Source organism: Microvirga sp. 2MCAF38 (genome assembly GCF_052115485.1).
Lineage (GTDB): Bacteria > Pseudomonadota > Alphaproteobacteria > Rhizobiales > Beijerinckiaceae > Microvirga.
In genome coordinates, this window is the sequence record NZ_JBFRGU010000008.1 from 1 (window position 1) to 25,869 (window position 25,869).

Here is a 25,869-nt window from a genome sequence, read left to right on the forward strand (position 1 = left end):
GGAGCGCGGCAGCGATCGCTTCTTCGTCAACGAGTTCGACTTTGGCGGCAACCGCAAGAACAACGAGTTCGGTGTTGTTCGCGCTGGCCTGAACTACAAGTTCAGCAGCTACTAAGATCTGTCCTCGCGGATGGAAAAAAGCCCGGTGGGAACACCGGGCTTTTTGTTTGTCACGATTTGACTTTGGTGTGTTCGAAAGCGGGAACCCGCGCCTCGAAATCCGCGAGCCATGCGACGAGTTTCGGATGCGTCTCGCGCCACTTGCCCGCCTGGCGCAAATCCAGATAACCGAGCGCACACGCCAAAGTGATGTGCCCCACATGAATCTGCGGCGCGGGCGTCGAAAGCGTCGCTTCCGCATAGGCCAATCCGCGCTCGACTTTCGCGTTCTGATGATCGAGCCATTTCGGCTCGTGCTTTTCCGTCGCACGGAAACGCCCTTCATAAACCTGCAATAGCGCCGCATCCATGATGCCATCGGCCAGCGCCTGCTCGCGCAATGCGATGAAACGCGCTTCACCAAGGGGGATAATCTTTTTCCCACCTGCAAGGTAATCCAGATATTCGAGGATCACGCGGGAATCGTAGATCGCTTCCCCATTCTCCAAAATCAGAGCCGGGATTTTTCCCAGCGGATTCTGCTGGCGCAAGCTGTCCACGGGATCGTTCGTATCCGCCATCACGATCTCGATCCGGTCGGTAAGACCGAGCAGCGCAGCGGCAATTTTGACCTTGCGGCCGAAGGGCGAGGTAGGCGACGAACGAAGAACTAGCATAGAGCACCTTCAAGTTTCGATGTGCTCTGTGATGAACAATGTGGAAGACGACTGCAAGCTGTCCCTTTGCATGCGACCATGAATCTGGAACAGGACTCGTGCCCGATTTCAGGCGTGCGGGCCGAAAGCCTCGCACCGATACGCCCCATACCCCTGTTGCGATAGGCGTTCGGCCAAGGCCGGCAATAGAATCTCGGCTTCGTCCTTCAGAGTCCAATAAGGATTCACCACCAGAAGACCGCTACCGTTGAGCCGCGTGGGATCGTTCGGGTCGTCGATCAGTAGTTCAAGCCGCAAGCCTGGGCGTGGACACTCCGCGTGAAGGCGCTCGAAAAGCGCATCGACCGGCGCAGTATCCTTGATTGGGTACCATCCCGCGTAGACACCTGTTGGCCATTTGCGCACGGCGGCCAGGATTTCATCGCCCAGACGCTCCAACTCGTTCGATTTCTCATAAGGAGGGTCGACCAGCACGAGCCCGCGCTTCTCTTTCGGCGGGATCAGCGCATGGAGAGCCGTCCAGCCATCGAGATGGAGAACCTTCAGATTCGAAACTTCGTTGAAGCGCTCGCCAAGAACCGCGTTATCGGCCGGGTGCAACTCGACGAAGACGCCCCGATCCTGCCGACGCAGCAATTCACGGATGATCGCGGGCGAACCGGGGTAAGTGCTCTGTCCGTGCCGCGCGCGCACATCACCGACGACCCGACGATAGGGTGCGAGCAGATCCTCGACCTCCTGCGGGAAGGATTCGTCGAGCCGACCGATGCCATCCACCCATTCGCCCGTTCGACCCGCCTCGTCTCCGGTGAGATCGTAGAGGCCAATGCCCGCGTGCGTATCGATGACGCGCAGCGGCGTTTCTTTCCGCTGCAAGTAACTGAGAATGCGCACGAGAAGCACGTGCTTCATGACATCGGCGAAATTGCCGGCGTGAAAGGCGTGTCTGTAATTCATGGCTCTATCGTAACGCCGGGATCAAGACATCGCCCGCCCGGCATCCGTTGCGGTCGATCGCCGGACATTGGCGAAACTGCCGAAGATCGCGGTCGAGGCAGATGCGTACTTCCTCAAGCATGCGCCGCTTGCAGGACACGGCGATCATGTCCGTGCGAAGGCCGGGGTTCGCTTCCACGAAAGCCCGTTCGATCTCAATCGGCATGGTTTTGGTTTCGGTTGAGAGTTTCAGAAAGCTCTCCGGAATACGGATTTTGTCCCGTGCCTCCCGGACAAGGCGAAAATATGCGGAAGGGCTCAAGCCCGAACAGGTGCCGTGCTTGCGCCATTCATAGCGAGCGAGCCCTTCATCCGGGTAAACGCCCTGCGCTTCGTCGAGAGCCATTCTGGGCACGAAACGCCCGCTCGGCTCGCAGAAGACAGGATAGTCCTGTTCGTTTTGCGGCCACAGACCATGCACGACGAAGCTGAGTCCGCTGCCTGACGCGCATTGATCCCGGCGCTTGGCATCACCGGAAAGCTCACAAAAGCCGGGCGACCAGGAGAGCGCGAGAACATAGAAATCGAACTCGCCGGCAGGCTGCCCCCTCAGCTCCATGTCCTGAGCGATAGCCGGCGTACAGAAGATCAAGAGCGCGCCAAGGAGAACCCGGCGCACAAGATCAATCACGGTAGCGCCTGCTTGCAGGCGGGGGCGTAGGAGTAGTCGCGATCGAGCCCGTCGATGCACGATTCGGTTCCCCACGATATCCCGAGGAAGCCGAGTTTCTCACGGACGGAATAGTTGATGCGCCGCTGTATTCCGTCGGACACGAGAACCGTGCCGGAGCAAAAACGGCGGGGGATGTAGTCGAGACCCCAAGGTCGCCAGGCGACTTCATGAACCTCTTCGAAGGCTACAATCTCCAGCGGAGAGTTCCAAAAACGGCCCTCCTTTATAGAGAACCGCGAAGAGACACTCTGAAGGACCAGTGGATCCTCACAGGCCGGTAAATTCGCGTTGTAGGAACTATCACGCTTTTCCGCAGGCGTGATCTCGCGAGCCAGTATGGGTGTGCTCAACATCGCGCAGGTTATCAGAGCCGTCAGCCACTTCATTTCACTGCTCCGTACGGATTTTAAACTCTAACCCTTAGAGAACCATGTGAGCAGTCGCGCCGAAGGTCAAGGCTCGCACGCTAAACTTCTAGTAGATCCCCTGTTCAGTCGACAGGCGCGATTGCGAGCCCGCCTGAGGCCGAAGCGGCAACGGCGCGGCATAAGTCGGACTCGGCCGGGGACTTGGTATCGGGGCCTGCGCAACCGGAGCATAGGTGTTCCCGCCCGGCCCCGGCAGATCGGCGGAGAACCCACCGCCTACCGAAAGCTGGGGAGCGCGCGCGGTCGATGGCGTATAAGGACGCGGCGTCATCGGCGCGTCCTCGGAAATATCCTCCTCGACATCGGTCGCGGGCAGATCGGGCGCGGCTCCAGCGCTCATCAAAATCTGCTTGGCGTTCTCGGGGGCGATGCGCGGTGTGAATTTCAGAATCGGCTTGCAGATCGAACGGTCTCCCCGCGGATTGTGACGCGCGAGATCGAGATGAATATGATCGTAATGGAACTGATCCGAGCCCGGCGCGAGAACAGTCGTGAAATGGCGGCAGGCTCCCACGAAGACCTCGCGCAGGAATTCCTGCTCGGCAGGATCGCCCTTCCAGCCCTTCACGACCGTGATCTCGCGGCCATCCGCCAAGGCGAAGGCCATCACATCCAGGGCGTTGCCGAAAGCATGTTCGGATTTCTTCGCACCACTCAGGTTGTTGCGCGAACGGCAGGAATAGCTGCCCGCCCTCAAATCGGCGAGCGGCACACCGAAATACATGATCGCGGCCGGTTTCACGACCTCTTCGAGCCAGGTCTCGATCTGCGGAATGATCGGGCAGGCGAGCGTCACCTTGGATTTCAGCGCGATGGATCCTTCCGAGAACGCGGCGACCTTGAACGGATAATCCATGCCGCAGGCACCGGGCCCGTCGATCTTCGAACTGAGCGCCATATAGGCGGTCGGCGTGACGAGGTGTTGCGAGAGACAGGCTTGTTCGGCTTGCGTACGCCAGGGTTCGCGCTGTTCAAAACGAAACAGCCCGCAACCGGTAAGCCCCAATCCCACAAGCGTGAGAACAATGAACGCAACTAACCCACGGCTCATGGGCCGGACCATGAACCATCTCGCGTAAACAACTCGTCAACGGCAGCTATCTGATGTGCTGCGTCTCAGCTTTGCCTATAACCTAAGATGTTAGACAGTTTCAGTACGCGCTATAGGCCAAGGACAGCGCTTGCAACGGAGAACGTATCAAAGCTGAGAAAAAATTCTGAATATATCTTAGGGAAAGCCATCTTATTTCACATCAATACAGAACTTTAAGCTCTTATAAACCAAGATGAAGTTGCCGTTACTGAGATATAGCGCAACGCTTGGGCTTTCTTCACATGGATAAGCTTGCTAAGATGCCCTCCCCATTCATGTAGGAGGGATAGGAAATGCGCCTCATCTCGAATCTCGATTGGACCTCCAAGCTCGGCCTTCTGGGTGGCTGCGCCGCCCTCACTTTCGTCACCGCCATCGTCGCGGGAGTTTTGTGATTATCGGAATAGGTCGGGAGCTTTGTTCCAGCGCCAGCGTTGGGCTGCCACGTCGTCGGTGCCCTTCGCCTCGACCCACGATCCCGGAGCGCCGGTTTTCAAATGTTCCCGTTTCCAGAACGGGGCGTGCGTCTTGAGATAATCCATCAGGAATTCCGCAGCCTCAAAGGCGGCGCGACGATGGGTGGAAGCCGTGACGACGAGAACAATCGGCTCTCCCGGCGCGATGCGGCCGAACCGGTGAATGATGGTCTGCCCTAAAATGGGCCATCGGCTTGCCGCCTCCCCCGCGACGCGGGCTATCTCGGCCTCGGCCATGCCAGGGTAGTGCTCTAGCTCGAGAGCCGTGAGCCGACCGTCCTCATCGCGGCATAGTCCTGTGAAGGTGACGACGGCGCCAATATCCGTTCGCCCGGCCGTCAGCGTATCGATTTCGGCAGCGGCGTCGAAAGGTTCAGCCTGGATCCGAATGGTCGTTGTCATGGCTCTCAGCTCAGGGCCTGTCAGGCAACCGCCCTATCCTCCGGTCATCGGCGGAAAGAAGGCAATCTCGCGGGCCCCGGCGAGGCGCTCCTCGGGCTTGGCGTGGACGTGGTCGATAGCAACACGAATGATACCTTCCTTCTCGAAGGCATATTCATATTCCTCACCCCGTGTCTTGAGCCAGCCGACCAACTGGGAAACCGTCTCCACAGTCTCTGGCAACGCCACATCCTCGTCCGTTTTGCCGACTCGCTCGCGTACCCAGGCGAAATAGACGAGTTTCACGATGCTATTCCTCAATGACGTGCCGGATGCCCGTCTTGAAATAGTCCCAACCCGTATAGATCGTCAGAATGGCGGCGACCCACAAGAGGATTGTGCCGATAACGACCGTTCCAGGCAGTACCGTCTCCCCCGCCGGGCCGGCGATGAGGAAGCCGAGTGCCAGAAGCTGGAGCGTCGTCTTCCACTTGGCGACACGACTGACGGGAACGCTTACACGCAACTCCGCCAGGAATTCCCGCAGACCGGACACCAGAATCTCGCGGCAGAGGATGACGATGGCGGCCCACAAGGCCCAACCGTGGATCGTCTTATCGGCCACGAGCATCAGCAGCGAGGCAGCCACCAGAAGCTTGTCTGCGATAGGATCGAGCATGCGGCCGAGCGCCGATTGCTGGGCATAGGCGCGGGCGAAATAACCGTCGAAGTAATCAGTGATGGCGGCCACGGCGAAGACGCCTAATGCCGCCCAGCGGGACCAGTGGTCCTCTGGCCAGAACATCAAAGCGACGACCAAAGGCACTGCTACAAGCCGACCGTATGTCAGCATGTTCGGGAGATTGAAGGCTTTCGATCGTCGCATAGGAGAGGCTGAACTCATGATCTGGAGGAAGCATGCTTGGGTTTGATGCGTCAACCCGAATTGGTCGACTTGTCAGAGGGTAATGCTCGATACGTTTCAAGCAAGGCTCACACGGTAACTTTATTGCGACCGCGCCATTTGCCGCTTTTCAGCCTCGCTCGTGAAAGAAATCGTAGACCGCGCGAGCCGTCGCGGCGTTGACGCCCGGAGCCTTGACCAAGTCCTCCAAAGCCGCGCGCTGGATCGCCTTCACGGTTCCGAAATGATGCAGAAGGGCGCGCTTACGGGTCGGACCAATCCCAGCAATTTCATCGAGCGGATTCTTGGTCATCTCCCGTTTGCGCTTGGCGCGATGGGAGCCGATAGCGAATCGATGGGCTTCGTCGCGCAGGCGCTGCACAAAATAGAGGGCCGGATCGCGCGGAGGCAGTTTGAAAGGCGGCTGACCTATCTTGAAGAACGTTTCCCTGCCTGCATCGCGATCCCGGCCCTTGGCGATGCCAATCAAGGCGACATCGCTTTCACCGACTCCGACTTCCGCGAGAGCCTGACGCGCCGCGTCGAGCTGCCCCTTGCCGCCGTCGATCAGAACGAGATCCGGCCATGCGGGGAAGGAGCCATCCACCACATCGGCATCTGCGGCGACCTCTTGTGACCCGTCCCTTGGATTTTCCTTCACCAGCCGCGCGAAACGTCGTTGCAGCATTTCGCGCATCATGCCGTAGTCATCACCGGGTTTCAGGTCCTCAGAGCGCATGTTGAAGGTGCGGTAGTTCTGTTTCATGAAGCCGCTCGCGCCAGCCACGATCATGGCGCCGACCGCGTTCGTGCCCATGATGTGCGAGTTGTCGTAGACCTCGACGCGCTTCGGCGCTTTTTCCAGGTTGAAAGCCTGTCCGAGCGAGATGAGCAGCTTCTGCTGCGAGGCCGTGTCAGCCAGCCTGCGCCCGAGCGCTTCCTTCGCGTTGCGCAGAACGTAATCGATGAGTTGCCGCCGCTCGCCGCGTTTCGGCGCGTGGATCTCGACCTTCGATTCCGCGCGGGTCGAGAGGGCCGCCGCCATCAACTCCAATTCCTCGATCTCATGCGAGAGCAGGATGAGGCGCGGTGCGGGCTTATCGTCGTAGAACTGCGCGAGGAATGAGGTCAGCACTTCCTGTTTCGAGAGTGATTTATCGGCCTTCGGGAAATAGGCGCGGTTGCCCCAGTTCTGCCAATTGCGGAAGAAGAACACTTCCACGCAGAACTGACCGGCCTGCTCGTCGAGCGCGAACACATCCGCTTCTTCGATGGATTGCGTGTTGATGCCCTGCACGCCCTGGATCGCGGACAGCGCGGCAAGACGGTCGCGACACCGCGCGGCCCGCTCGAATTCAAGATCTTCGGAGGCCTGCTGCATCTCCGCAGTGATATGTGCCTTCACGGCATTGGATTTGCCGGACAGGAACGCGCGGGCTTCGTTGGTAAGCTCCGCGTAGTCCTCCGGCAAGATCTCCTTCGTACACGGTCCCGAGCAGCGCTTGATTTGAAACAACAGACACGGCCGCGTGCGGTTCTCATAGTAACTGTCGTTGCATGAGCGCAAAAGAAATGCGCGCTGCAAGGCATTGATGGTGCGATTGACGGCCCAGACGCTGGCGAAGGGGCCGTAATAATCGCCCTTGCGCTTGCGCGCTCCACGATGCTTCACGAGTTGCGGCGCTTCGTGATCGCCCGTCAACAGAATATAGGGGAGCGACTTGTCGTCCCTGAGCAGCACATTATAGCGCGGTCGCAGTTGCTTGATGAGGTTCGCTTCGAGCAGAAGCGCCTCGGTCTCCGTCGCCGTGGTGACGAATTCCATCGACGCCGTTTCGGCGATCATACGGGCGATGCGGTTCGAGTGAGCCTGCCCACGCGCGTATGAGCCGACGCGGTTCTTCAGGCTGTTCGCCTTGCCGACGTAAAGCACCTCGTGCTTGACATCGAGCATGCGGTAAACGCCGGGCGCATTAGGCAGCGTCGTCCAGAAGCGCTTGATGACCTCGGTCCCGCGCTTGACGGATCCCGGATTGGCCTCGAGGTCGAATTCCACGTCCGAGCCGCTCTCCAGAACGGCGACGGCATCCTCCTCATCTTCGTTGTCGAGGATGTCGGGCGGAACGTCATTTGTGGGAATTCGACTCATGAAGCTGATTTAAGGGCTCTCATTTCCCGTGGAAAGAGCATGCTTCCCGTATTCCGCAAAGGGTGCCTCGCGCTGCTTTCATGTCTAAGCTCAGGGCCCCTTCACTGGAGTCGCCCATGCGCCTGTCGCTTGTCGTTTCTGCCGTTGTGGCGGCCCTGGTCGGGTTCGGCAGCACGATTGCCGTGATCATCGCGGCGGCCCACGCTGTCGGGGCAAACGATGCCCAAACCACCTCCTGGGTCGCGGCTTTGTGCCTCAGCATGGCGGTAACCAGCGGGTTTCTGAGCGTGCGCTATCGCATGCCCGTAGTGACCGCCTGGTCCACCCCCGGTGCGGCGTTGATCGCGGCTTCCAGTGGGGTCTCGCTTTCCGCAGCCGTCGGCGCGTTTCTGCTCGCAGGGCTGCTCATCGTGCTGGCGGCCGCCGTCAAACCCTTTGGTCGGCTGATCGAGCGCATTCCGACCTCCATCGCCGCCGCCATGTTGGCCGGCATCCTGATTCGATTCGTGATGGCGGTCTTCGAGAGCGCTCAAGCAACACCCGTTCTCGTCCTGCCCCTAATCGGTATTTTTCTTCTCGTCCGACTCTTCAATCCGGCAATGGCCGTCCTCGCTGTCCTCGTGGCGGGCTTCGGAATCGCCTTCGGCGGTGGGTTCGCGAAGGCCCTGCCCTCGGATCTCACGATCTCCTCGCTCACCTTCATCTCTCCGGCTTTCGATCCAGCGACCCTTATCGGCCTTGGGGTGCCTCTATTTCTGGTCACCATGGCGTCGCAGAACCTGCCGGGCTTCGCCGTCCTGCGCGCATCTGGCTATGCGCCTCCGTCACGGCCGATTCTCGCTACGACGGGATTCGTCTCCGTCGTCAGCGCCTTCTTCGGGGCGCATACGAGTAACCTCGCGGCCATCTCCGCCGCCATCTGCACCGGGCCGGATACACATCCCGATCCTGCCAAGCGCTGGATGGTCGGGCCATTCTATGCGCTCTGCTACCTGATCTTCGCCGTCTTCAGCGCACCGCTGATCGCACTGATCGGAGCCCTCCCCCCGGAACTGATCAAGACGGTCGCCGGGCTGGCGCTCGCCGCCTCCTTCGCCGGCGCGTTGGGTTCGGCGCTCGCTGACGAGGCGAAGCGATTCCCGGCGGCCCTGACTTTGGCAGTGACTGCTTCGGGTGTTTCGATGTTTGGAATCGGCTCGGCATTCTGGGGATTGGCCGCCGGATTGCTCGTGCTCGGGCTCGATGTTTTGAACAGCCGGACCCGCTTCCAGAGGGCCTGACTGGACCTTCCCACGGCTTAAGCTTAACATTCCGTTACCACCGGGGCTTAAAACGGGCGGACGATTCATGATTGAAACGAAGCATTTGTGGCGATTTGCCGCCATGACGGCGATAATTGGGCTAGGCGCCTGCCAGGGCGGCGGTGGCTCCGTTGCCGGATCACCCGAAGGCGTTCCGATCGTGCTCGAAAGCATTGAGGGCGCCCCTGCTCCGGTTCAGACCGCCTTTGTCGGCGAGTTGAACTCGGCCGCGACGAATCGGAAGGTGGAATTTGTGGGAACGAGCACTCAGGCCCGTTACCGGGTTCGAGGCTATCTCTCCACGGAGACCACCAACGGCGAAACCAGCGTCGCTTACGTCTGGGATGTTTTCGATTCCGAGAAACGCCGAGCGAAGCGTTTGACGGGTTCCAGCCCTATCACGGCGGCCTCCAAGAATCCGTGGACCTCGCTCGACAAGGCTACCCTGGCGCGACTTGCCAATGCAAGCATCGACGAGATTGCCGAATTCCTGAGCGCTTCCAAGGCGGACGCGCCGTTCCAGACCGCCAATGCCTCCCCATCCGAACCGATTGTGGCTGCTCAGTAACGGTTCTTCCGTAAGGCGTGAATGCCGCACTCATTCGGCGTTCGCGGTATTGTGACGGATTTTGAACGCTGCTAAGACCCCCTCATCTTGCCGCGTTGAGCAGACTGGTCGTGCGGCGATCTCCACAGGTCACATGCAGCAAAAGATGCTCTCATGAAGCTCGTCGCGGGAAACTCCAATCGTCCGCTGGCGGAGGCTATCTCCGCCTATCTCAACATTCCGCTCGCCAAATGTCAGGTGAAGCGTTTCGCGGACATGGAAGTGTTCGTGGAGATCCAAGAAAATGTTCGCGGCGAGGACGTGTTCGTCGTCCAGTCGACATCCTACCCGGCGAACGATCATTTGATGGAGCTTCTGATCATCATAGACGCGCTGCGCCGCTCCTCGGCGCGCCGCATCACGGCGGTGATCCCCTATTTCGGCTATGCCCGCCAGGACCGGAAGCCAGGTCCGCGCACACCGATCTCGGCCAAGCTCGTCGCCAACCTCATCACCAATGCCGGCGCCGACCGCGTTCTGACCCTCGATCTGCATGCGGGCCAGATCCAGGGCTTCTTCGACATCCCGACCGATAACCTGTTCGGCGCGCCCGTCATGGTGCGCGACATCAAGGAACGGCTCGACGGCTCGAACCGCATGGTCGTCTCCCCCGACGTGGGCGGCGTGGTGCGCGCCCGCGCCTTGGCTAAACGCATCGATGCACCGCTCGCCATTGTCGACAAGCGCCGTGAGCGCCCGGGCGAATCGGAAGTGATGAACATCATCGGCGACGTCTCCGGCCGTTCGTGCATCCTTCTCGACGACATCGTCGATTCAGGCGGCACGCTGGTGAACGCGGCAGAGGCGCTTCTCGCCAACGGGGCGAAGGAAGTTTACGCCTATATCACCCACGGCGTGCTCTCCGGTGGCGCGGTCTCCAGGATTTCCAATTCCAAACTTAAGGAGTTGGTGATCACGGATTCAATCATGCCGACGGAAGCGGTGAAGGTGGCGCACAACATCCGCGTGCTCCCCATCGCCCAGCTGATTGGAGAGGCCATAGGCCGTACGGCGACGGAAAGCTCGGTGTCGAGCCTGTTCGACTAGAGCATGATCCGGAAAAGTGGAATCCGGTTTTCCGAAAGGATCATGCAATGAATGCTATTTCGCTCGCATGACCAGCCATGGAGTGGGGACAGCTCTCCACTCCCACACCGCCAACAACTGATCGAGATGGCCGAGATTGGCGAGCCAGTCGGGAAGATCAGGGACGACGGTGTTGGCCTGTTTCACTTCGATCGCGTGAGTGGCCTCGAACCGCCCGGCAATCTGCGCAACGCCGCGTCCTCGTCCGGGATGAACCTCGACGACGATATCGAGCCAGCCGAAATCGGCGCTCGCGGGATCGAGAAGATCGAATTCCGCTCCCTCGCAATCCATGACCAGAAGGCCGCGCGGACGCCGTCCGAGGGACGAGCCGAGCTCCGCCGCCACTTCGTCTACGGCCTTGGCTTTGAATTCCTCGCGCAGATGAACGCGGGTCTCGACCTCGTTCAACCGGGCGAGCGCCGCGCATAGGCGGCGTGCCATCGGGTCAATGTCCCAAGCGAGGATTCGCGCCTGGGGCAGAAGACGCGCGCAGCCGACCGCGTAGAAGCCCTCGGCGCAACCGACATTGAGAACGGCGTCGTAATTCTCTTGCGGGGCTTTGGCGAAGAAGGGTTGTAGGGCCGTCTCGTACACGCCGAGAAGCTTCGGTGCGAGACCGCCTTCGGATCCTCCCGGGAGATATTTCAGCCCATCGAAAGGACCGCCCCTTACCGTCGTCCCCTCTCGGGCCACCAAGGCGGAGCCAATGAGTTGCGCCCGCCACTTTGCGAGGGCACGCAGCATCTGTTCGAGCTTCTGCCGTTCATTCATCGACGACGAGAGAATTTGCTCTGCCAGGGTCAGCGCGGCGCGGTCCAGACTCATTCGGTGTCCCTTGATATGGCAAGATGTATCGTATCGCGACTATAAGCTTTGAAAACCAAGTATAAAAGCAATTGTCAGCGTCCGGTCTTTAGCGCTATAAGCCGCTCGCGCCCTCTCGACACCCTTGGAGGCAGGGGCGCAGACCTTGGCCGCCGGATGGTTTTAAAATCCTGGGCGGCTTTTGGTTTTTCCAGACATACTTCAAAGGACCACGACCATGAGCGCTATCAAGCAAATCAAGGCCGTGGCGCGCGACCGGGCCGGCAAGGGGGCCGCCCGGGCCGTTCGTCGCCAAGGCCAAGTTCCCGCCGTCATCTATGGAGCCGGTCAGCCGGCCGTGGCGATTGCTCTCGACTTCAACCAGACGAAGCAGCTGATTTTCGCTGGTCACTTCCTCACCACGATCTTCGAGATCGAGGTCGACGGCAAGAAGATCCAGGCCCTTCCGCGCGATTACCAGCTCGACCCGGTTCGCGACTTCCCCGTGCACGTGGACTTCCTGCGTCTCGCCAAGGGCCAGGCAATCAAGGTCGTCGTTCCGGTCCACGTGATCGGCCAGGACAAGTGCGCTGGCGTGAAGCGCGGCGGCACCCTCCAGATCGTCGAGCACTCGGTTGAACTCCTCGTTCCGTCCGACTCGATCCCGGACTTCATCGAGGCTTCGGTGGCCGATCTCGACATCGGCTCGTCGATCCACCTCAACGACATCAAGCTGCCCAAGGGCGCCAAGGCGACCTCGCAGGAGAACCTGACCCTCGTGACGGTCGTTGCTCCGTCGGGCATGAAGGAAGAGGCTCCGGCCGAGGCCGAAGCTGCGGCTCCCGCCGCCAAGGCCTGATCGGTTTACCGATCCGGTTTTTCTTCTTTCGACGGTTTCGACGCTCCGACCGCAAGGCCGGAGCGTTTCCTTATGAATGACGGCACAGATGCGTCTCTTCGTCGGTCTCGGCAATCCTGGATCACGCTACGCGAAAAACCGCCACAACATCGGTTTCATGGCGGTGGATGCGATCGCGCGTGCCCATGCCACGTCTCCGTGGCGGCGCCGCTTTCAGGGCGAGACGGCGGAGGCTCTCATAGGCGGAGAGCGTGTACTGCTGCTCAAGCCCGAAACTTATATGAACGAATCCGGACGGGCGGTCGCGGAGGCGCAGCGCTTCTTCAAGATTCCTCTGTCGGACGTCACCGTCTTCTATGACGAGCTCGATCTTCCGCCCTCCAAGCTCAGGGTGAAGATCGGCGGTGGCAATGCCGGCCACAACGGCCTGCGCTCAATCTCAGCCCATTGCGGCAACGACTATCGGCGCGTGCGCCTCGGCATCGGACATCCCGGCGTGAAGGAGCTCGTGCATTCCTACGTGCTCGGCGATTTCGGCAAGGCGGAAGAGCCCTGGGTCGAGGATCTGTGCCGGGCTATCGCCGACAACGCCGCGCTCATCGCCAAGAGCGACGATGCAGGCTTTCAGAACAAGGTCCACCTCGCCATGGAAGGGCGTGGCTGGACGGATGTGAAGCGGCCCGGAGAACGGGCCCCCAATAACAAGGAGTGAGGCATGGGCTTCAAGATGGGCATCGTCGGTCTGCCGAATGTCGGAAAATCGACGCTCTTCAACGCGCTCACCCAGACGGCGGCAGCGCAGGCGGCGAATTACCCGTTCTGCACCATCGAGCCGAATGTGGGCGATGTCGCCGTGCCGGATGACAGGCTCGATCAACTGGCGAGCATTGCGGGCTCGCAGCAGATCATCCCGACCCGCCTAACCTTCGTGGATATCGCAGGCCTCGTGCGCGGCGCATCGCAGGGTGAAGGCCTCGGCAACCAGTTTCTGGCCAACATCCGCGAAGTGGACGCCATCGCCCATGTGGTGCGCTCCTTTGAGGATTCCGACATTACTCACGTGGAAGGCAAGATCGACCCCATCGCGGATATCGAGACCATCGAGACCGAGCTGATGCTGGCCGATCTCGACAGCCTCGAGAAGCGCGTCACCGCGCTGGAGAAGAAGGCTAAGGGCAACGACAAGGAAGCCAAGGAGACGCTCGACCTCGTCAATCGCTCTCTCGTGCTTCTTCGCGAGGGCAAGCCCGCTCGTTTCGTCGAGCGCAAACCCGAAGAAGAGCGCCTGTTCCAGATGCTCGGTCTCCTGACCTCGAAGCCTGTTCTCTACGTGTGCAACGTGGAAGAGGCCTCCGCCGACCACGGCAACGTCTTCTCCGCCAAGGTGATGGAGCGCGCCAAGCAGGAAGGTGCGAAATCCGTCGTCGTTTCCGCCAAGATCGAGAGCGAGATCGCGGTTCTGCCGCCGGACGAGCAGAAGGATTACCTTGACGCCATCGGCCTCGCCGAACCTGGCCTCAACCGCGTGATCCGCGCCGGGTACGAGCTTCTCGGCCTCGTCACCTATTTCACGGTGGGACCGAAGGAAGCTCGCGCCTGGACGATCACCAAGGGCACCAAGGGGCCGCAGGCCGCAGGCGTGATCCACACGGACTTCGAGAAGGGCTTCATCCGCGCGGAAACGATTGCCTACACGGATTATGTCTCACTGAAAGGCGAGGCTGGCGCGCGCGATGCGGGCAAGCTGCGGCTCGAAGGCAAGGAATACATGGTTCAGGATGGCGACGTATTGCACTTCCGCTTCGCAAACTGACGCGCCGCCCCAACCATCGACAAAAGGTAATAAATCAAAAACTTAGCGCGCCGATGAGGTCTCCAACCCTATCGGCGCAAAGCGTTTTCCATAGGGACTCGCCTTTGCGAACCTGGAAATCGTCACAATGTTTCTCAGAACCATTCCGTTCCGTTTGGGCTTCCTGACGGAAATGTGAACGGACTATTGCTCATCCGTTCAGGTACCTTGAGCATTAGTCCTCTATTGGAGGGTTCCGTTATGCAGGACACAATCGAAGACGTCGCCTTCAATTTAAGCGATGCTATCATTTCGCCGAGCCTTGGCTCGGCTGAACTCATTGTTGGTCTGCTCGTCGCTTGCGGCTTCGTACTCAGCGCCCTTCTTGCGATTTTTCGGCGGAATGCCGATCAAACCCATACCCGGCGGGGCCGTTTCTGAAAGTTGGTCGGCGTGTCGCTGTGCTTTCCGTTAGCTGACCGTCGCGCTCATGCGCCTTGATCATCGACATTCGTGGAACTTGACGCCGCAGGAAGCAATCTCGCTCCAAAAGAAGCTCAAGAACGAGGTAATCTCCAAGCGCCCTATAGACCTCGACAAAATCTCCCTCGTCGCGGGCGTCGATGTAAGCGTCAAGAACGAACAATCGCAGGCTGCTGTCGTCGTCATGACCTTTCCGGGCTTCGTACCGGTGGAGACCGTTCTGGCGCGGTGCCCGACGCCCTTTCCTTACATTCCTGGACTTCTGAGCTTTCGTGAAGGTCCTGTGCTGGAGGAGGCATTCGAAAAGCTTGAGAGCGACCCGGACGTCTTCCTGTTCGATGGCATGGGTATCGCCCATCCCCGCCGTATCGGCATTGCGAGCCACATGGGCCTCTGGCTTCAGCGCCCGACAATCGGCTGCGGTAAAACTCTTCTATGCGGGCGCTACAGCGATCTCGGTGAAGAGAAGGGCTCCTTCGCCCCGTTGATCGACAAAGGTGAGACGATCGGCGTCGCGTTGCGGACGCGGACAGCCAAGAATCCCATGTTCATCTCCCCCGGACACATGGCCGATATTCCCACGGCGATGGAGCTTGTGTTGCGATGTTCTCCTAAATTCCGACTCCCGGAACCCATCCGTCTGGCGCATAACGCGGCTGGCCGCTTCGCGGTTTGACGTTTTGAAGCGCACGACCAACGGAACGCCTTGAGGGGAAAGCGATGCCTCGTCTGCATTTCGAAGATTTCGTGCCCGGTACGACGCAGATCTTCGGGCCGGTCCCGGTCTCGAAGGAAGAGATGATCGCCTTCGCACGCGAATACGATCCGCAACCCTTTCACGTGGACGAGATCGCCGCCAAGGACAGCTTCATTGGGACGCTGATCGCCTCGGGCTGGCACACGAGCAGCATCAACATGCGGCTCTTCGCCGACAATGTCCTCCTCGATTCGACCTCCATGGGATCGCCCGGCATCGAGGAGCAGAAATGGCTCAAGCCCGTACGCCCCGGCGATACCTTGCGCTCGCGCATGACCACCCTGGAAACCCGTCCTTCACAAAGCCGGCCGGATATCGGGCTGGTGCGGTTTCAGTTCGAACTCGTGAACCAGAGCGACGAGGTGGTGTTGAAGCAGACCGCCTGGGTGATGTTCGGTCGACGGGAGCCCGGACCCGCTGCACCGGAGCGCCCAAAGCAGGCAAAATCACCGTCCAAGACGGCAGCATCGGACGCCCCCAAGGTCACTCCGATCCGCGTGACCAGCGACGCCTACCTGGACGATCTCGTGGCAGGCGAAATGCGGGAAATCGGTTCCTACACCTTTACGGCCGAAGAGATCATCCGCTTCGCCACTCACTATGATCCGCAGCGCTTTCACATCGATGCGGAGGCAGCAAAACACAGCCTCTTCGGCGGTCTCTGCGCTTCGGGCTGGCATACGGCAAGCGTCTGGATGAAGTTGATGGCAGCGGAGCGGGAACGCGTCCGTGATGATGCCTTGAGACGTGGCGAGCGACCGGCGCGGCTCGGCCCCTCCCCCGGCTTCACGAACCTGAAATGGCTCAAGCCCGTCTTCGCGGGCGACACCATCACCTACACCACGACGTTGACCAACAAGCGCGCCTCGGCCTCTCGCTCAGGCTGGGGCCTGGCGTTTCATCACAACAGTGGAGTCAATCAGAAGGGCGAAGAGGTGTTCGCGTTCGACGGCGCGGTCTTTTGGGAGAAGCGGCCTTCGTAACAGGCCGCTCCCAATTTCGCTTAATGCCCTTCGAAGCTCATGAGAGTTCGCACCTCGACGCCGAGATTGCGCAGCTTCTCCGCGCCGCCGAGATCGGGCAGATCAATCACGAAGCAAGCCGCGACGATCTCGGCCCCGATCTGGCGTAGCAACTGCGTGGCGGCAACCGCCGTGCCACCGGTCGCAATAAGGTCGTCGATGAGAATGACACGCTGCCCTTGGCCGATGGCATCCGTGTGGATCTCCATCTCGTCCACGCCGTATTCCAGCGAATAGGCGATCCGAACCGTCTCGTGCGGAAGCTTGCCCTTCTTGCGGATCGGCACGAATCCGGCCGAGAGCTGATGCGCCACCGCGCCGCCGAGGATGAAGCCGCGCGCTTCAATACCGGCGACCTTGTCGATGCGCCCACCGGCGAAGGGATGGACCAGTTCGTCCACCGCCCGGCGAAAGGCGCGCGCATCGCCGAGCAGGGTCGTGATGTCACGAAAGACGATGCCGGGCTTCGGGTAATCCGGGATGGAGCGGATCGCGGCTTTCAGGTCGGTGAGGCGGCGCTGGTCCATGACGTGGTCTGCCATATTTGAAAGGGAGGTTTTCATCGTCGAAGGAGCAAGGCTGTGACCGAACCGTCCTCCCGAACAGTCCTCACCGATATCGATATCCCCTTCGGAAGCCTAGTGCTGTTTTTCGTCAAGGCGTCGCTGGCCGCCATTCCAGCAGCCATCATCGTCGCCCTGATCCTGGGTCTCATCGGTTGGGTGGCCCGCCTGATCTTCGGTTTCGGCCATATGAGTATGACCTACTAGGCTCACCGCTTCGCGTTCAGCACGCGCCCCGCCACCGCATCGAGCCTCGCCACGACAACGGCATCGAATGCGGATGGCGCTGTCATGATGGCGCCATCGAGCGCCCGGTCAGACCTGCCGGGACATGGCTCATGCTCGGCTGGAAAGTCGCGGGCGACCCGCGCGAGAAGCTTTGTCACCTTCGCCGCATTCTGATGAGCGACTGCAACGACGGAGGCCACATCCACATCGTCGTGCTCAGGGTGCCAGCAATCGAAGTCCGTCACCATGGCGACGAGAGAATAGGAGATCTCGGCCTCGCGAGCGAGTTTGGCCTCAGGCATCGCCGTCATGCCGATGACGTCATAGCCGAGGCCTTTGTATGTGAGCGATTCCGCATAGGTCGAGAATTGCGGGCCTTCGATGGTGACATGCGTGCCGCCCAGGGTGAAGGCGATCCCTTCCGCCTTCGCAGCGTCCGCGACGCGTTGCCGAAGGAGCGGCCCGACAGGATGCGCCATGGGGACGTGCGCGACACATCCCTTGCCGAAGAAGGAACTCTCGCGCCGATGCGTGCGATCGACGAGTTGATCCACGAGCACGAAATGTCCGGGATAAAGCTCCGACTTGAACGAGCCGCAAGCCGAGACCGAGATGAGATCCGTTACGCCGAGACGCTTCATCGCATCGATATTGGCGCGATAATTGATGTCGGACGGCGAATAGCGATGGCCGCGCCCATGACGCGCCAGAAAGACGACGGTCGTCGAGCCGATGCGACCGACACGCAAAGCGTCGGATGGTTCGCCGAAGGGCGATGTCACGCGCTCCTCGCGCACGTCCTCGAGGCCCGGCAGATCGTAGACGCCCGAACCGCCGATAATTCCCAACACCGCCTTGGTCATCGCCCCGATCCTTTTCCGCCTAAATTTGTCGCTCCATTAAGACGCGGCAAACGTCGGGGGATAGGGAGTCCATGGCATGATCCAAAAGAAAAAGGCCCCAACAAGGGGCCTTTTGCATTCTCAAATCTTGGCGACAGCTTATGCGCTGACTTCGTCAGCCTTCGACCAGATCTTCTTCTTCGTGAAGTAGAGGAGGCCAGACAGCACGATCAGGAACAGCATGGCCTGAAAGCCGAGGCGCTTGCGGGCCTCGAGATGTGGCTCCGCTGTCCACATGAGGAAGGCCGTGACGTCGCGCGCATATTGATCGACGGTTTCGGGAGCCTGCGGCTTGCCGTTCGCGTCCTTCGGATATTCCACCTGACCGTCGCTCAAAGGCTTCGGCATGGCGATGATGTTGCCGGGGAAGAACGCGTTATAGTGGCCGCCTGTGGGAACCTGGAAGCCTGCCGGGGCCTCGTGATAGCCGTCGAGCACAGCGTGGACGTAATCCGGGCCGTTCTCGGCGAACTGGCGGAACGCGTCGATGATGAACCAGGGGAAGCCGCGCTCATAGGTGCGGGCCTTGGCCATCAGCGAGAGATCCGGCGGAGCCTTGCCACCGTTGGCGGCCGCAGCGGCGTTCTCGTTCGGGAACGGTGCCGGGAAATGGTCGGCCGGACGGCCGGGACGTTCGAACATATCGCCAGCGTCGTTCGGCCCGTCCTGAACCTTATATTCCGCCGCCAGAGCGCGAACCTGCGCCTCGGAGAATTCCGGGCCGCCGGGCTGCGACAGGTTGCGAAAGGCGATGTAATTCAGGCTGTGGCAGGAGGAACAGACCTCCCGGTAGATCTTGAAGCCACGTTGGAGCTGAGCCCGGTCGAACTTGCCGAAGGGACCCGCAAAGCTCCACTGAAGCTGTGGCGGCGCTGCGGACTCCGACGCGAAGGTCGGTGCCGAGAAGCCGATCACGGCAGCGGCGATGAGGAGAGTGCGTTTCATCATGTTCTTGATCCTCAACGCTCGCATCAGCCCTTGGAGTGCGGCTCGGCATTGGCTCCCGCCGGAATGCCAGACCCGCTCTTCTTGGACGCGGTAACCGATTCCAGGATCGAATTCGGCAGCGGCAGAGGGCGCTCGACAAAGCCCAGAACCGGCAGAATGATCAGGAAGTGGATGAAATAATAGGCCGTCGCGATCTGCGAGACGATGACGTACCAACCCTCCGGCGGCTTGGCACCGAGCCAGCCGAGGAGAAGGGTGTCGGCCACCAGGATCCAGAAGAACTGCTTGTACAGCGGACGGTAGCTGGTGGAGCGAACCTTGGAAGTATCGAGCCAGGGCAGGAACGCCAGGACCGCAATCGACGCAAACATTGCGATGACGCCGCCGAGCTTGTCCGGGATAGCGCGCAGGATCGCGTAGAACGGCAGGAAATACCATTCGGGAACGATGTGCGCGGGCGTCACGGCGGGGTTGGCGGGAACGTAGTTGTCCGCGTGGCCGAGATAGTTCGGCAGGTAGAACACCCACCAGGCGAAGAAGATCATGAACACGGCCGTCGCGAACAGATCCTTGATCGTCGCATAAGGCGTGAACGGAAGAGCATCCTTGCTCGACTTGATCGGAACGCCGGTCGGGTTGTTCTGGCCCGGTACATGCAGCGCCCAGACGTGGAGGATGACCACGCCAACGATCATGAACGGCAGGAGGTAGTGGATCGAGAAGAAGCGGTTCAGGGTCGGATTTCCCACCGAATACCCGCCCCAGAGCAGGCTCTGGATGGTATCGCCCACGCCCGGAATGGCCGCCAGAATGTTGGTGATGACGGTCGCGCCCCAGAAGCTCATCTGGCCCCATGGCAGCACGTAGCCCATGAAGGCGGTCGCCATCATCAGGCCGTAAATGATCACGCCGAGGATCCAGAGGATTTCGCGCGGTGCTTTGTACGATCCGTAATAGAGACCACGGAAAATGTGGATGTAGACGGCGACGAAGAACATCGACGCGCCGTTGGCGTGCATGTAGCGGATGAGCCAGCCGTAATTCACGTCGCGCATGATGTGCTCGACCGACTGGAAGGCCAGCGAGGCATGCGGCGTGTAGTACATCGCCAAGAACACGCCCGTGAGGATCTGCGCCACGAGCATGAACGAGAGGATCGCGCCGAAGGTCCAGAAATAGTTGATATTCCGGGGCACGGGATAGGCGATGAAGGAGGAGTGAAGGAGGCTCGCGATCGGCAGGCGGCTTTCAAACCACTTGGCGAAGGCGCTCTTCGGAACGTAGGTGCTGCTGGAATGCTGGCTCATGGATGTCGCCTGAACGATCTGTCGTCGCTAGATTTGATTTAAGCCGAAGCTTCTTGGCCGATGATGATCTTGGTGTCGGACGAGAAGGAATACGGCGGGATCGGCAGATTGATCGGGGCGGGACCGCCACGAACGCGACCGGACGTATCGAAGATCGATCCGTGGCAGGGGCAGAACCAGCCGTGATACTCGCCCTGGTGACCAAGAGGCACGCAGCCCAGATGGGTGCAGTTGCCGTAGACGATCAGCCACTGGTTATGACCGGGCTTCACGCGGGCGGCGTCGGTTTGCGGATCGCGCAGAGTCGCGACATTCACATCCTCGGCGGCCTTGATCTCTTCAGGCGTGCGGTGCCGAACGAAGATCAGCTTTCCGCGCCAGAAGACCTTCACGATCTGTCCTTCCGCAATGGGAGACAGATCCACATCAACCGGGGCGCCGGCGGCAATGGTTGCCGCATCAGGCGTCATCGATTGAATAAAGGGCCATACCAGGGTTGCTCCGCCGACAGCAGCGGCAGCGCCCGTGGCGATGAACAGAAAATCGCGCCGTGTCGGCTCAGCGACGGCAGTGGTGGTCTCGGCCACTTGGCTCTCCAGCATACGTCAACAAACGAGAACCGCGCGTCTTTCCATCCGGGAACCCCGAACGTCCGGCACGCTGCTCAGCTTCAGGAACAAGCATACGCGCCAACGCGCGCGCAATGCGACGGGGAGTCGCCACGCACCGGCTCTTTGGCACGCTCCAGCCCGCCTGTCCATAGGTGGATTGGAGATGTTCCAGCCTGAAAATGTCGAATCGAAGATCCAACCGCCCTTGGGGGCCCTTTGGCTCAAAAAGCCGCAGGGTGGGAAGTCGTACGCAGCGGCGGCTTTGACTCTCCCTCGCACTTGATTCTTATCCTTCGCCCCTTGACGTCGCTCCGGCATCCGCCGAAGACGCACCCATGCCCCGTCTAGCCCTTTTTCAGCCGGATATTCCACAAAACACCGGCACGATGTTGCGCCTTGCGGCCTGCCTTGGCGTTCCGGTCGAGATCATTGAGCCGGCAGGCTTCGACGTGTCCGACCGCCACTTGCGTCGCTCCGGCCTCGATTATCTCGATAAGGTGGCGATCACCCGCCATATTTCCTGGAATGTGTTCGAAGACTGGCGCCGGATGAGCGGCTCGCGGCTTGTGCTGGCGACCACCAAGGCAGCGGTGCCCTATACAACCTTCGCCTTCGCGCCTGATGACATCATTCTTGTCGGCCGTGAATCCGCCGGAGTTCCGGACGACGTCCACAACGCCGCCGATGCCCGCGTCATCATTCCCATGGAGCCGGGTTTGCGCTCCCTCAACGTTGCCGTGACAGCGGCCATGCTATTGGGCGAAAGCCTACGCCAGACCGATGCCTTTCCCGCTATTTCTTCAGACTGAGCCGAGACACCGATGAACAATGATGCCGCTGTCGAGCGCATGAAAGCCGAAGCTCCCCTCTGGTTTGCCTCTCTTCGCGACCGGATTTGCGCGGCTTTCGAGGCTATCGAGGACGAGACGACCGCGCCGCTTCCTGTGGAAGCCTCCACTCCTGGCCGTTTCGAGCGCAAGCCTTGGGAGCGCAAGGACCACAGCGGCAATCCCGGCGGCGGCGGGGTCATGTCGATGATGCGCGGGCGCGTCTTCGAGAAAGTCGGCGTCCACGTCTCGACAGTCCATGGGGAGTTCGCGCCGGAATTTCGCGGCCAGATCCCCGGCTCGGACGTGGATCCCCGCTTCTGGGCTTCGGGCATTTCGCTGATCGCCCATCCGTGGAACCCGAATGTGCCGACCGTGCACATGAACACTCGTTTCGTCGTCACCACCAAGCCTTGGTTCGGCGGTGGCGCGGATTTGACGCCGGTTCTCGACGCCCGCCGGACACAGAAGGACCCCGATACGATCGCCTTTCATGCCGCGATGCAGGAAGCTTGTGACCTCCACGCGGCATCGGCTCCCTATGAAAAGTATAAGAAGTGGTGCGACGAGTACTTCTTCCTCAAGCACCGCAACGAGTCGCGCGGCACCGGCGGCATTTTCTACGATTATCACTGGTCCGGCGACCCGGATGAGGATCTGGCCTTCACCCGCGACGTGGGCGAGGCCTTCCTCAGGATCTACCCGGAGATTGTGCGCCGGAACGCGACCAAGAGCTGGACCGAGGCCGAAAGGGTGGAGCAGCAGGTGCGACGCGGCCGCTACGTCGAGTTCAACCTGCTCTATGACCGGGGCACGATCTTCGGACTGAAGACCGGCGGCAATATCGATTCGATCCTCTCCTCGATGCCCCCGACTGCGCGGTGGCCGTAAGGATAGACTACCGCCCTGCCCTTTCCGATTAAACCGACGCTAGCAAACGCTGAAGCAGGGCCTTTGCCGAGGCTTCATCGGAAGGACAGCCTTGGTCGAGCCAGCCTTGCCGGGCAAGGGCCAGAAGTTCGCCGATCTTTGGACCCTTCGGAACGTTATGGGCGATGAGATCTGCGCCCCGGAGAGGAAAAACCGGGACGCCCACCTCTCCTTGCGCATACTTCGCAAGCAGCTCGGCCGCCTCATCATGCAGGATAGGGCGAGGCTCGCCACGCGTCGCGGCAAAGACGAGTTCGAGGCTCTCGACTGGATAATCCGCCGCAAGCCGACGCATGGCCGCCGCGTCGATGACCTCCGCAGCATTCTTCAGACGAGCAAGGAGTTGTCCGTAGATCACGAGGCTGGCCTGTTCCTCGTTCGAGAGCCGCAACCGCTCGCGCAGTCTTTCGGCATCATCCTCAACCATAACCGCAAGGGCCGCGAGACGTCCGGTCGAGGGGATTCTCGGACTCGCTTCGGCGATGCGAGTGAAACGCCCCAGCTCGACCGCTGATCCAAGAAGCAGGGTGAGAAAGCCGTATTCCGCGAAGACGGCAACCGTTTCCAGTGCGCGACGCGCGCAAAGAAGCTTGAGAAGTTCGTTGCGGACCCGCTCTCGGGAAAGGCGTTCGAGCCCCGCACGCTCGGTACTGGCGGCAAGCAGTCCTTCCCTGTCGGGCTCTCCGTTCGCGTATTCCGCATGAAAGCGGAAGAATCGCAGGATGCGCAGGAAATCCTCCCGGATCCGGGCATGGGCATCGCCAATGAACCGCACGCGCCGCGCAGCGAGATCGGCCTCGCCATCGGTATAGTCGTAGAGCCGACCGTCGATCCCGACCGACAGAGCATTAATGGTGAAATCGCGCCGGAAAGCATCCGCCCTGAAATCGCGTCCGAAGCAGACGACGGCATAGCGGCCATCCGTCTCGACATCTTCGCGCAGGGTCGTCACTTCGAAGGGCTCGCCATCGACGATGACGGTCACGGTACCGTGCTCGACGCCCGTCGGCACAGCCTTGAAACCAGCCTTCTCAACACGCCTCATCGTCTCATCCGGTGAAGCCGTGGTTGCGAGATCGAGATCCGATACGGGACGGCTCAGAAGCGCGTTGCGCACCGCGCCGCCGACCACGCGGGTTTCCTCCCCGCGCCCGTTCAGGACATCCAGAAGTCGCTTTAAATGCGGCCGCGCCAAAAGCTCCGCGAGAGCTTTGTGATCGAGTGGAGACGTCACTTGAATTGCCCGCGCACGATGCGCCCGTTTTCTACGTGCGTCGGCTGAAAGGCCCCTGTCTCCCGGTCGGCGGTGAGGCCGGTCACGAGCAACGCGAGGATGACACAGATGAGCCCCGCCGCCGCGAGCCAGACGGCCTGATCGCTCCAGTGCTCCCAGAAAAGAGGATTTCGTCGCAAAATGAGAAGGTAGACGGCAAAGACGGCGAACGGCAGGAGAAAGAACAGAAATTCCCCGAAAATCGCCCGCGTCATGATGAGTATAGCCTCTCGTAGAGATTGCGGACGATGCCCGCGGTAACACCCCAGATGTAGCGTCCCTCATAGGGCATTGCATAGTAGCGGCGCAGACGACCCTTCCACTCCCGCGCGTGAAGCTCGTGTCGCTGAGGGTTCATGAGCACATGGAGCGGCACCTCGAACGTATCAGCTACCTCATGCGGATTGAGCGCGAGCGTATAGGCGGGCGAAACCTGAGCCACCACCGGCATCACCAGATAATTTGTGGTCGAGAGATAGGCGTCGAGATAGCCGAGCGGGCTGATGAAGGCTTGACCGAGCCCAATCTCTTCCTCGGCCTCGCGGTAAGCCGCCGCGAGAATGGTAGGGTCCGTCGCATCGACCCGGCCGCCGGGAAAGGCAATCTGTCCAGAGTGTTCGCGAAGGCTTGTCGCTCGCTCGGTGAAAAGCAGGGTCGGCTCATGGCGCATCACGATTGGAACCAGCACCGCCGCAATTCTCGGCTGCAGAGGGGAGACGAGCGGCACATTGTCGATTGAATGGTCGCCGCGCGGGTTGGACAAGGCCTCACCCAGTTCCGGAGGATGCGACCTGAGCTTTTCAGCGGCCAGGGCCAGGAAATGCTCGGAATCGAGAAACTCCGACATCAGACGGCGCCATCGAGCGAGGAAACCGGGGCAATGGGGAAAAAAGTGCCTCCAACGGCAACGCCGAACATGATCTCTCCGCCCATCTCGCGTTCCTCGCCGAGACTTATCAGGTCCCAGGCAAGGCTGCGTGTCAGGCGAGCCCAGAGGTCGCCGCGTACTTTCACATAGGGGCGCACGCCATCGAATGCATCCCGCTCGAAGCGTAGCGGGTTTTGCGGACCGATAGAGACTAGATCGTCCACATTGGTGCGGAACGCGATCTGGCGTTCCATCCCCGCCCCTTCCACGGCCATTTCCACCGCGAGAAAGGGAACGTCCTCCACCACGATGCCGACCCGCTCCACCGGCGTGACCAAAACGTAGCGCTCCGGGTCTTTTCGCAAGACGGTAGAGAACAGACGAACGAGCGCCGGGCGAGAAATCGGCGAACCCATGTAGTGCCAGGATCCGTCCGCCGCGATCCGCATGTCGATTTCGCCACAATAAGTCGGGTTCCATCGCTCGACGGGCGGCGGGCCCTTGCGCTTGGAATCTGGGCCGAGAGCCTCGATGAGGCGGGCCAGGGCGTTGGTGGCGGGGTTGCTCATGACAAGGACGTGAACAGGAATGTTGAACTTTGAGGATCGACGGACATGAAATCTTTGCTACTTGCTAGGACGCGGCCGGAAAAGGGAAATTCGATTTTCAAGGTCGTCTGCATGACGATACAGAGCATAGAAGCGTAAGACGCGACGTCCAGTTCGCCTCATGTTCGCCCTTTCTATGGCGCATAGACGCGCTTGCATCCGGCACTCGAAGGAAGGCAAACTGGTTTCGACGCGATGCAAGTTGGTTTGCAAG

General features: G+C 60.5%; 30 protein-coding genes. 11 read left to right on the top strand and 19 right to left on the bottom strand.

Going from position 1 to position 25,869, the window contains the following annotated elements; genetic code table 11:
• Nucleotides 1-170: 170 nt before the first annotated feature.
• The 9 genes from AB4072_RS15870 to uvrC all read right to left on the bottom strand — a co-directional run bounded on the left by AB4072_RS15870 (nt 171) and on the right by uvrC (nt 7,876).
• A complete protein-coding gene (locus tag AB4072_RS15870) occupies nt 171-776 on the bottom strand; it encodes a glutathione S-transferase (protein ID WP_441969488.1) in 606 nt (201 codons plus the stop codon).
• 108 nt (nt 777-884) lie between these two features.
• A complete protein-coding gene (locus AB4072_RS15875) occupies nt 885-1,733 on the bottom strand; it encodes a 23S rRNA (adenine(2030)-N(6))-methyltransferase RlmJ (RefSeq protein WP_441969490.1) in 849 nt (282 codons plus the stop codon).
• A 4-nt stretch (nt 1,734-1,737) separates the two neighbouring features.
• Nucleotides 1,738-2,331, bottom strand: coding sequence for a ribonuclease T2 family protein (locus AB4072_RS15880; RefSeq protein ID WP_441969694.1), 594 nt, complete (start codon nt 2,329-2,331; stop codon nt 1,738-1,740).
• Nucleotides 2,332-2,399: 68 nt separating this feature from the next.
• A complete protein-coding gene (locus AB4072_RS15885; protein ID WP_441969492.1) occupies nt 2,400-2,831 on the bottom strand; it encodes a hypothetical protein in 432 nt (143 codons plus the stop codon).
• A gap of 88 nt (nt 2,832-2,919) precedes the next feature.
• Nucleotides 2,920-3,924 (bottom strand): extensin family protein, encoded by a 1,005-nt coding sequence (locus AB4072_RS15890; protein WP_441969494.1) that lies wholly within the window; start codon nt 3,922-3,924, stop codon nt 2,920-2,922.
• A 437-nt stretch (nt 3,925-4,361) separates the two neighbouring features.
• Entirely contained in the window at nt 4,362-4,844 is a 483-nt protein-coding gene (locus AB4072_RS15895) for a molybdenum cofactor biosynthesis protein MoaE (protein ID WP_441969496.1), read from the bottom strand.
• 33 nt (nt 4,845-4,877) lie between these two features.
• Nucleotides 4,878-5,129, bottom strand: coding sequence for a molybdopterin converting factor subunit 1 (gene moaD / locus AB4072_RS15900; RefSeq protein ID WP_441969498.1), 252 nt, complete (start codon nt 5,127-5,129; stop codon nt 4,878-4,880).
• Nucleotides 5,130-5,133: 4 nt separating this feature from the next.
• The gene (gene pgsA / locus AB4072_RS15905; RefSeq protein WP_441969500.1) at nt 5,134-5,727 is read right to left on the bottom strand and encodes a CDP-diacylglycerol--glycerol-3-phosphate 3-phosphatidyltransferase; all 594 of its coding nucleotides are present in this window, start codon (nt 5,725-5,727) and stop codon (nt 5,134-5,136) included.
• Between the two features lie 130 nt (nt 5,728-5,857).
• Nucleotides 5,858-7,876 (bottom strand): excinuclease ABC subunit UvrC, encoded by a 2,019-nt coding sequence (uvrC, locus tag AB4072_RS15910; RefSeq protein WP_441969502.1) that lies wholly within the window; start codon nt 7,874-7,876, stop codon nt 5,858-5,860.
• Nucleotides 7,877-7,992: 116 nt separating this feature from the next.
• Between uvrC and AB4072_RS15915 the strand changes: the two genes are divergently transcribed.
• From AB4072_RS15915 to AB4072_RS15925, 3 genes are all read left to right on the top strand, one after another.
• Nucleotides 7,993-9,156: a benzoate/H(+) symporter BenE family transporter gene (locus tag AB4072_RS15915; protein WP_441969504.1), complete on the top strand. Its 1,164-nt coding sequence runs from the start codon at nt 7,993-7,995 to the stop codon at nt 9,154-9,156.
• Nucleotides 9,157-9,223: 67 nt separating this feature from the next.
• Nucleotides 9,224-9,745: a hypothetical protein gene (locus AB4072_RS15920; protein WP_441969506.1), complete on the top strand. Its 522-nt coding sequence runs from the start codon at nt 9,224-9,226 to the stop codon at nt 9,743-9,745.
• A gap of 153 nt (nt 9,746-9,898) precedes the next feature.
• Nucleotides 9,899-10,831: a ribose-phosphate pyrophosphokinase gene (locus tag AB4072_RS15925; protein ID WP_441969508.1), complete on the top strand. Its 933-nt coding sequence runs from the start codon at nt 9,899-9,901 to the stop codon at nt 10,829-10,831.
• A 54-nt stretch (nt 10,832-10,885) separates the two neighbouring features.
• Here the strand turns inward: AB4072_RS15925 and AB4072_RS15930 are convergent, their stop codons facing one another.
• Nucleotides 10,886-11,698, bottom strand: coding sequence for a 50S ribosomal protein L11 methyltransferase (locus tag AB4072_RS15930; RefSeq protein ID WP_441969510.1), 813 nt, complete (start codon nt 11,696-11,698; stop codon nt 10,886-10,888).
• A gap of 217 nt (nt 11,699-11,915) precedes the next feature.
• Between AB4072_RS15930 and AB4072_RS15935 the strand changes: the two genes are divergently transcribed.
• The 5 genes from AB4072_RS15935 (at nt 11,916) to AB4072_RS15955 (ending at nt 16,551) form a co-directional block, all read left to right on the top strand.
• The gene (locus AB4072_RS15935) at nt 11,916-12,536 is read left to right on the top strand and encodes a 50S ribosomal protein L25/general stress protein Ctc (protein ID WP_441969512.1); all 621 of its coding nucleotides are present in this window, start codon (nt 11,916-11,918) and stop codon (nt 12,534-12,536) included.
• 88 nt (nt 12,537-12,624) lie between these two features.
• Nucleotides 12,625-13,248, top strand: a complete 624-nt coding sequence (pth, locus tag AB4072_RS15940; protein ID WP_441969696.1) for an aminoacyl-tRNA hydrolase — start codon at nt 12,625-12,627, stop codon at nt 13,246-13,248.
• A 3-nt stretch (nt 13,249-13,251) separates the two neighbouring features.
• A complete protein-coding gene (gene ychF / locus AB4072_RS15945; protein WP_441969514.1) occupies nt 13,252-14,349 on the top strand; it encodes a redox-regulated ATPase YchF in 1,098 nt (365 codons plus the stop codon).
• Nucleotides 14,350-14,818: 469 nt separating this feature from the next.
• Nucleotides 14,819-15,487 (top strand): deoxyribonuclease V, encoded by a 669-nt coding sequence (nfi, locus tag AB4072_RS15950; protein WP_441969516.1) that lies wholly within the window; start codon nt 14,819-14,821, stop codon nt 15,485-15,487.
• A gap of 44 nt (nt 15,488-15,531) precedes the next feature.
• The gene (locus tag AB4072_RS15955) at nt 15,532-16,551 is read left to right on the top strand and encodes a MaoC family dehydratase (RefSeq protein ID WP_441969518.1); all 1,020 of its coding nucleotides are present in this window, start codon (nt 15,532-15,534) and stop codon (nt 16,549-16,551) included.
• Between the two features lie 20 nt (nt 16,552-16,571).
• On the opposite strand, the gene AB4072_RS15960 is transcribed toward AB4072_RS15955, so the two are convergent.
• Nucleotides 16,572-17,117, bottom strand: a complete 546-nt coding sequence (locus AB4072_RS15960; protein ID WP_441969520.1) for an adenine phosphoribosyltransferase — start codon at nt 17,115-17,117, stop codon at nt 16,572-16,574.
• Nucleotides 17,118-17,171: 54 nt separating this feature from the next.
• Here AB4072_RS15960 and AB4072_RS15965 point away from each other — a divergent pair, with 54 nt between their 5' ends.
• Nucleotides 17,172-17,360 carry a hypothetical protein gene (locus AB4072_RS15965; RefSeq protein WP_441969522.1) on the top strand — a complete coding sequence of 63 codons (189 nt, stop codon included), beginning with the start codon at nt 17,172-17,174 and terminating at the stop codon, nt 17,358-17,360.
• 2 nt (nt 17,361-17,362) lie between these two features.
• On the opposite strand, the gene AB4072_RS15970 is transcribed toward AB4072_RS15965, so the two are convergent.
• The 4 genes from AB4072_RS15970 to petA all read right to left on the bottom strand — a co-directional run bounded on the left by AB4072_RS15970 (nt 17,363) and on the right by petA (nt 21,125).
• Nucleotides 17,363-18,244 carry an S-methyl-5'-thioadenosine phosphorylase gene (locus AB4072_RS15970; RefSeq protein WP_441969524.1) on the bottom strand — a complete coding sequence of 294 codons (882 nt, stop codon included), beginning with the start codon at nt 18,242-18,244 and terminating at the stop codon, nt 17,363-17,365.
• 138 nt (nt 18,245-18,382) lie between these two features.
• Nucleotides 18,383-19,231 (bottom strand): cytochrome c1, encoded by an 849-nt coding sequence (locus AB4072_RS15975; RefSeq protein ID WP_441969526.1) that lies wholly within the window; start codon nt 19,229-19,231, stop codon nt 18,383-18,385.
• Between the two features lie 23 nt (nt 19,232-19,254).
• On the bottom strand, nt 19,255-20,538 hold the full coding sequence (locus AB4072_RS15980) for a cytochrome b (protein ID WP_441969528.1): 1,284 nt from the start codon (nt 20,536-20,538) through the stop codon (nt 19,255-19,257).
• Between the two features lie 38 nt (nt 20,539-20,576).
• A complete protein-coding gene (gene petA, locus AB4072_RS15985; protein WP_441969530.1) occupies nt 20,577-21,125 on the bottom strand; it encodes a ubiquinol-cytochrome c reductase iron-sulfur subunit in 549 nt (182 codons plus the stop codon).
• Nucleotides 21,126-21,484: 359 nt separating this feature from the next.
• Between petA and AB4072_RS15990 the strand changes: the two genes are divergently transcribed.
• Both AB4072_RS15990 and hemF read left to right on the top strand, forming a co-directional pair.
• Nucleotides 21,485-21,958 (top strand): tRNA (cytidine(34)-2'-O)-methyltransferase, encoded by a 474-nt coding sequence (locus AB4072_RS15990; protein ID WP_441969532.1) that lies wholly within the window; start codon nt 21,485-21,487, stop codon nt 21,956-21,958.
• 12 nt (nt 21,959-21,970) lie between these two features.
• A complete protein-coding gene (gene hemF / locus AB4072_RS15995; RefSeq protein WP_441969534.1) occupies nt 21,971-22,867 on the top strand; it encodes an oxygen-dependent coproporphyrinogen oxidase in 897 nt (298 codons plus the stop codon).
• 28 nt (nt 22,868-22,895) lie between these two features.
• Here hemF and AB4072_RS16000 read toward each other — a convergent pair whose 3' ends face one another.
• Genes AB4072_RS16000 through AB4072_RS16015 form a run of 4 tightly spaced genes read right to left on the bottom strand, consistent with a single transcriptional unit; the run spans nt 22,896 to nt 25,616 of the window.
• The gene (locus AB4072_RS16000) at nt 22,896-24,140 is read right to left on the bottom strand and encodes a CCA tRNA nucleotidyltransferase (RefSeq protein ID WP_441969536.1); all 1,245 of its coding nucleotides are present in this window, start codon (nt 24,138-24,140) and stop codon (nt 22,896-22,898) included.
• The gene (locus AB4072_RS16005) at nt 24,137-24,394 is read right to left on the bottom strand and encodes a DUF6111 family protein (protein WP_441969538.1); all 258 of its coding nucleotides are present in this window, start codon (nt 24,392-24,394) and stop codon (nt 24,137-24,139) included. The genes AB4072_RS16000 and AB4072_RS16005 overlap by 4 nt, the downstream gene beginning before the upstream one ends.
• Complete coding sequence (locus tag AB4072_RS16010) at nt 24,391-25,026, bottom strand: CoA pyrophosphatase (protein WP_441969540.1); 636 nt, start codon at nt 25,024-25,026, stop codon at nt 24,391-24,393. The genes AB4072_RS16005 and AB4072_RS16010 overlap by 4 nt, the downstream gene beginning before the upstream one ends.
• Complete coding sequence (locus tag AB4072_RS16015; RefSeq protein ID WP_441969542.1) at nt 25,026-25,616, bottom strand: DUF1285 domain-containing protein; 591 nt, start codon at nt 25,614-25,616, stop codon at nt 25,026-25,028. The genes AB4072_RS16010 and AB4072_RS16015 overlap by 1 nt, the downstream gene beginning before the upstream one ends.
• Nucleotides 25,617-25,869: the final 253 nt, after the last annotated feature.

Bases quoted from the DNA above. Each gene is read 5' to 3' on its own strand.
- AB4072_RS15920 (WP_441969506.1), top strand. From the start codon at position 9,224: ATGATTGAAACGAAGCATTTGTGGCGATTTGCCGCCATGACGGCGATA.
- AB4072_RS15975 (WP_441969526.1), bottom strand. From the start codon at position 19,231: ATGATGAAACGCACTCTCCTCATCGCCGCTGCCGTGATCGGCTTCTCG.
- AB4072_RS15895 (WP_441969496.1), bottom strand. From the start codon at position 4,844: ATGACAACGACCATTCGGATCCAGGCTGAACCTTTCGACGCCGCTGCC.
- AB4072_RS15970 (WP_441969524.1), bottom strand. From the start codon at position 18,244: ATGACCAAGGCGGTGTTGGGAATTATCGGCGGTTCGGGCGTCTACGAT.
- AB4072_RS15955 (WP_441969518.1), top strand. From the start codon at position 15,532: ATGCCTCGTCTGCATTTCGAAGATTTCGTGCCCGGTACGACGCAGATC.
- AB4072_RS15960 (WP_441969520.1), bottom strand. From the start codon at position 17,117: ATGGACCAGCGCCGCCTCACCGACCTGAAAGCCGCGATCCGCTCCATC.
- ychF (WP_441969514.1), top strand. From the start codon at position 13,252: ATGGGCTTCAAGATGGGCATCGTCGGTCTGCCGAATGTCGGAAAATCG.
- AB4072_RS15885 (WP_441969492.1), bottom strand. From the start codon at position 2,831: ATGAAGTGGCTGACGGCTCTGATAACCTGCGCGATGTTGAGCACACCC.
- pth (WP_441969696.1), top strand. From the start codon at position 12,625: ATGCGTCTCTTCGTCGGTCTCGGCAATCCTGGATCACGCTACGCGAAA.
- pgsA (WP_441969500.1), bottom strand. From the start codon at position 5,727: ATGAGTTCAGCCTCTCCTATGCGACGATCGAAAGCCTTCAATCTCCCG.
- AB4072_RS15870 (WP_441969488.1), bottom strand. From the start codon at position 776: ATGCTAGTTCTTCGTTCGTCGCCTACCTCGCCCTTCGGCCGCAAGGTC.
- AB4072_RS15880 (WP_441969694.1), bottom strand. From the start codon at position 2,331: ATGGAGCTGAGGGGGCAGCCTGCCGGCGAGTTCGATTTCTATGTTCTC.
- AB4072_RS16015 (WP_441969542.1), bottom strand. From the start codon at position 25,616: ATGAGCAACCCCGCCACCAACGCCCTGGCCCGCCTCATCGAGGCTCTC.
- AB4072_RS15890 (WP_441969494.1), bottom strand. From the start codon at position 3,924: ATGAGCCGTGGGTTAGTTGCGTTCATTGTTCTCACGCTTGTGGGATTG.
- AB4072_RS15980 (WP_441969528.1), bottom strand. From the start codon at position 20,538: ATGAGCCAGCATTCCAGCAGCACCTACGTTCCGAAGAGCGCCTTCGCC.
- AB4072_RS15915 (WP_441969504.1), top strand. From the start codon at position 7,993: ATGCGCCTGTCGCTTGTCGTTTCTGCCGTTGTGGCGGCCCTGGTCGGG.
- AB4072_RS16010 (WP_441969540.1), bottom strand. From the start codon at position 25,026: ATGTCGGAGTTTCTCGATTCCGAGCATTTCCTGGCCCTGGCCGCTGAA.
- AB4072_RS15930 (WP_441969510.1), bottom strand. From the start codon at position 11,698: ATGAGTCTGGACCGCGCCGCGCTGACCCTGGCAGAGCAAATTCTCTCG.
- AB4072_RS15875 (WP_441969490.1), bottom strand. From the start codon at position 1,733: ATGAATTACAGACACGCCTTTCACGCCGGCAATTTCGCCGATGTCATG.
- uvrC (WP_441969502.1), bottom strand. From the start codon at position 7,876: ATGAGTCGAATTCCCACAAATGACGTTCCGCCCGACATCCTCGACAAC.
- AB4072_RS15935 (WP_441969512.1), top strand. From the start codon at position 11,916: ATGAGCGCTATCAAGCAAATCAAGGCCGTGGCGCGCGACCGGGCCGGC.
- AB4072_RS15990 (WP_441969532.1), top strand. From the start codon at position 21,485: ATGCCCCGTCTAGCCCTTTTTCAGCCGGATATTCCACAAAACACCGGC.
- AB4072_RS15925 (WP_441969508.1), top strand. From the start codon at position 9,899: ATGAAGCTCGTCGCGGGAAACTCCAATCGTCCGCTGGCGGAGGCTATC.
- AB4072_RS16005 (WP_441969538.1), bottom strand. From the start codon at position 24,394: ATGACGCGGGCGATTTTCGGGGAATTTCTGTTCTTTCTCCTGCCGTTC.
- nfi (WP_441969516.1), top strand. From the start codon at position 14,819: ATGCGCCTTGATCATCGACATTCGTGGAACTTGACGCCGCAGGAAGCA.
- hemF (WP_441969534.1), top strand. From the start codon at position 21,971: ATGAACAATGATGCCGCTGTCGAGCGCATGAAAGCCGAAGCTCCCCTC.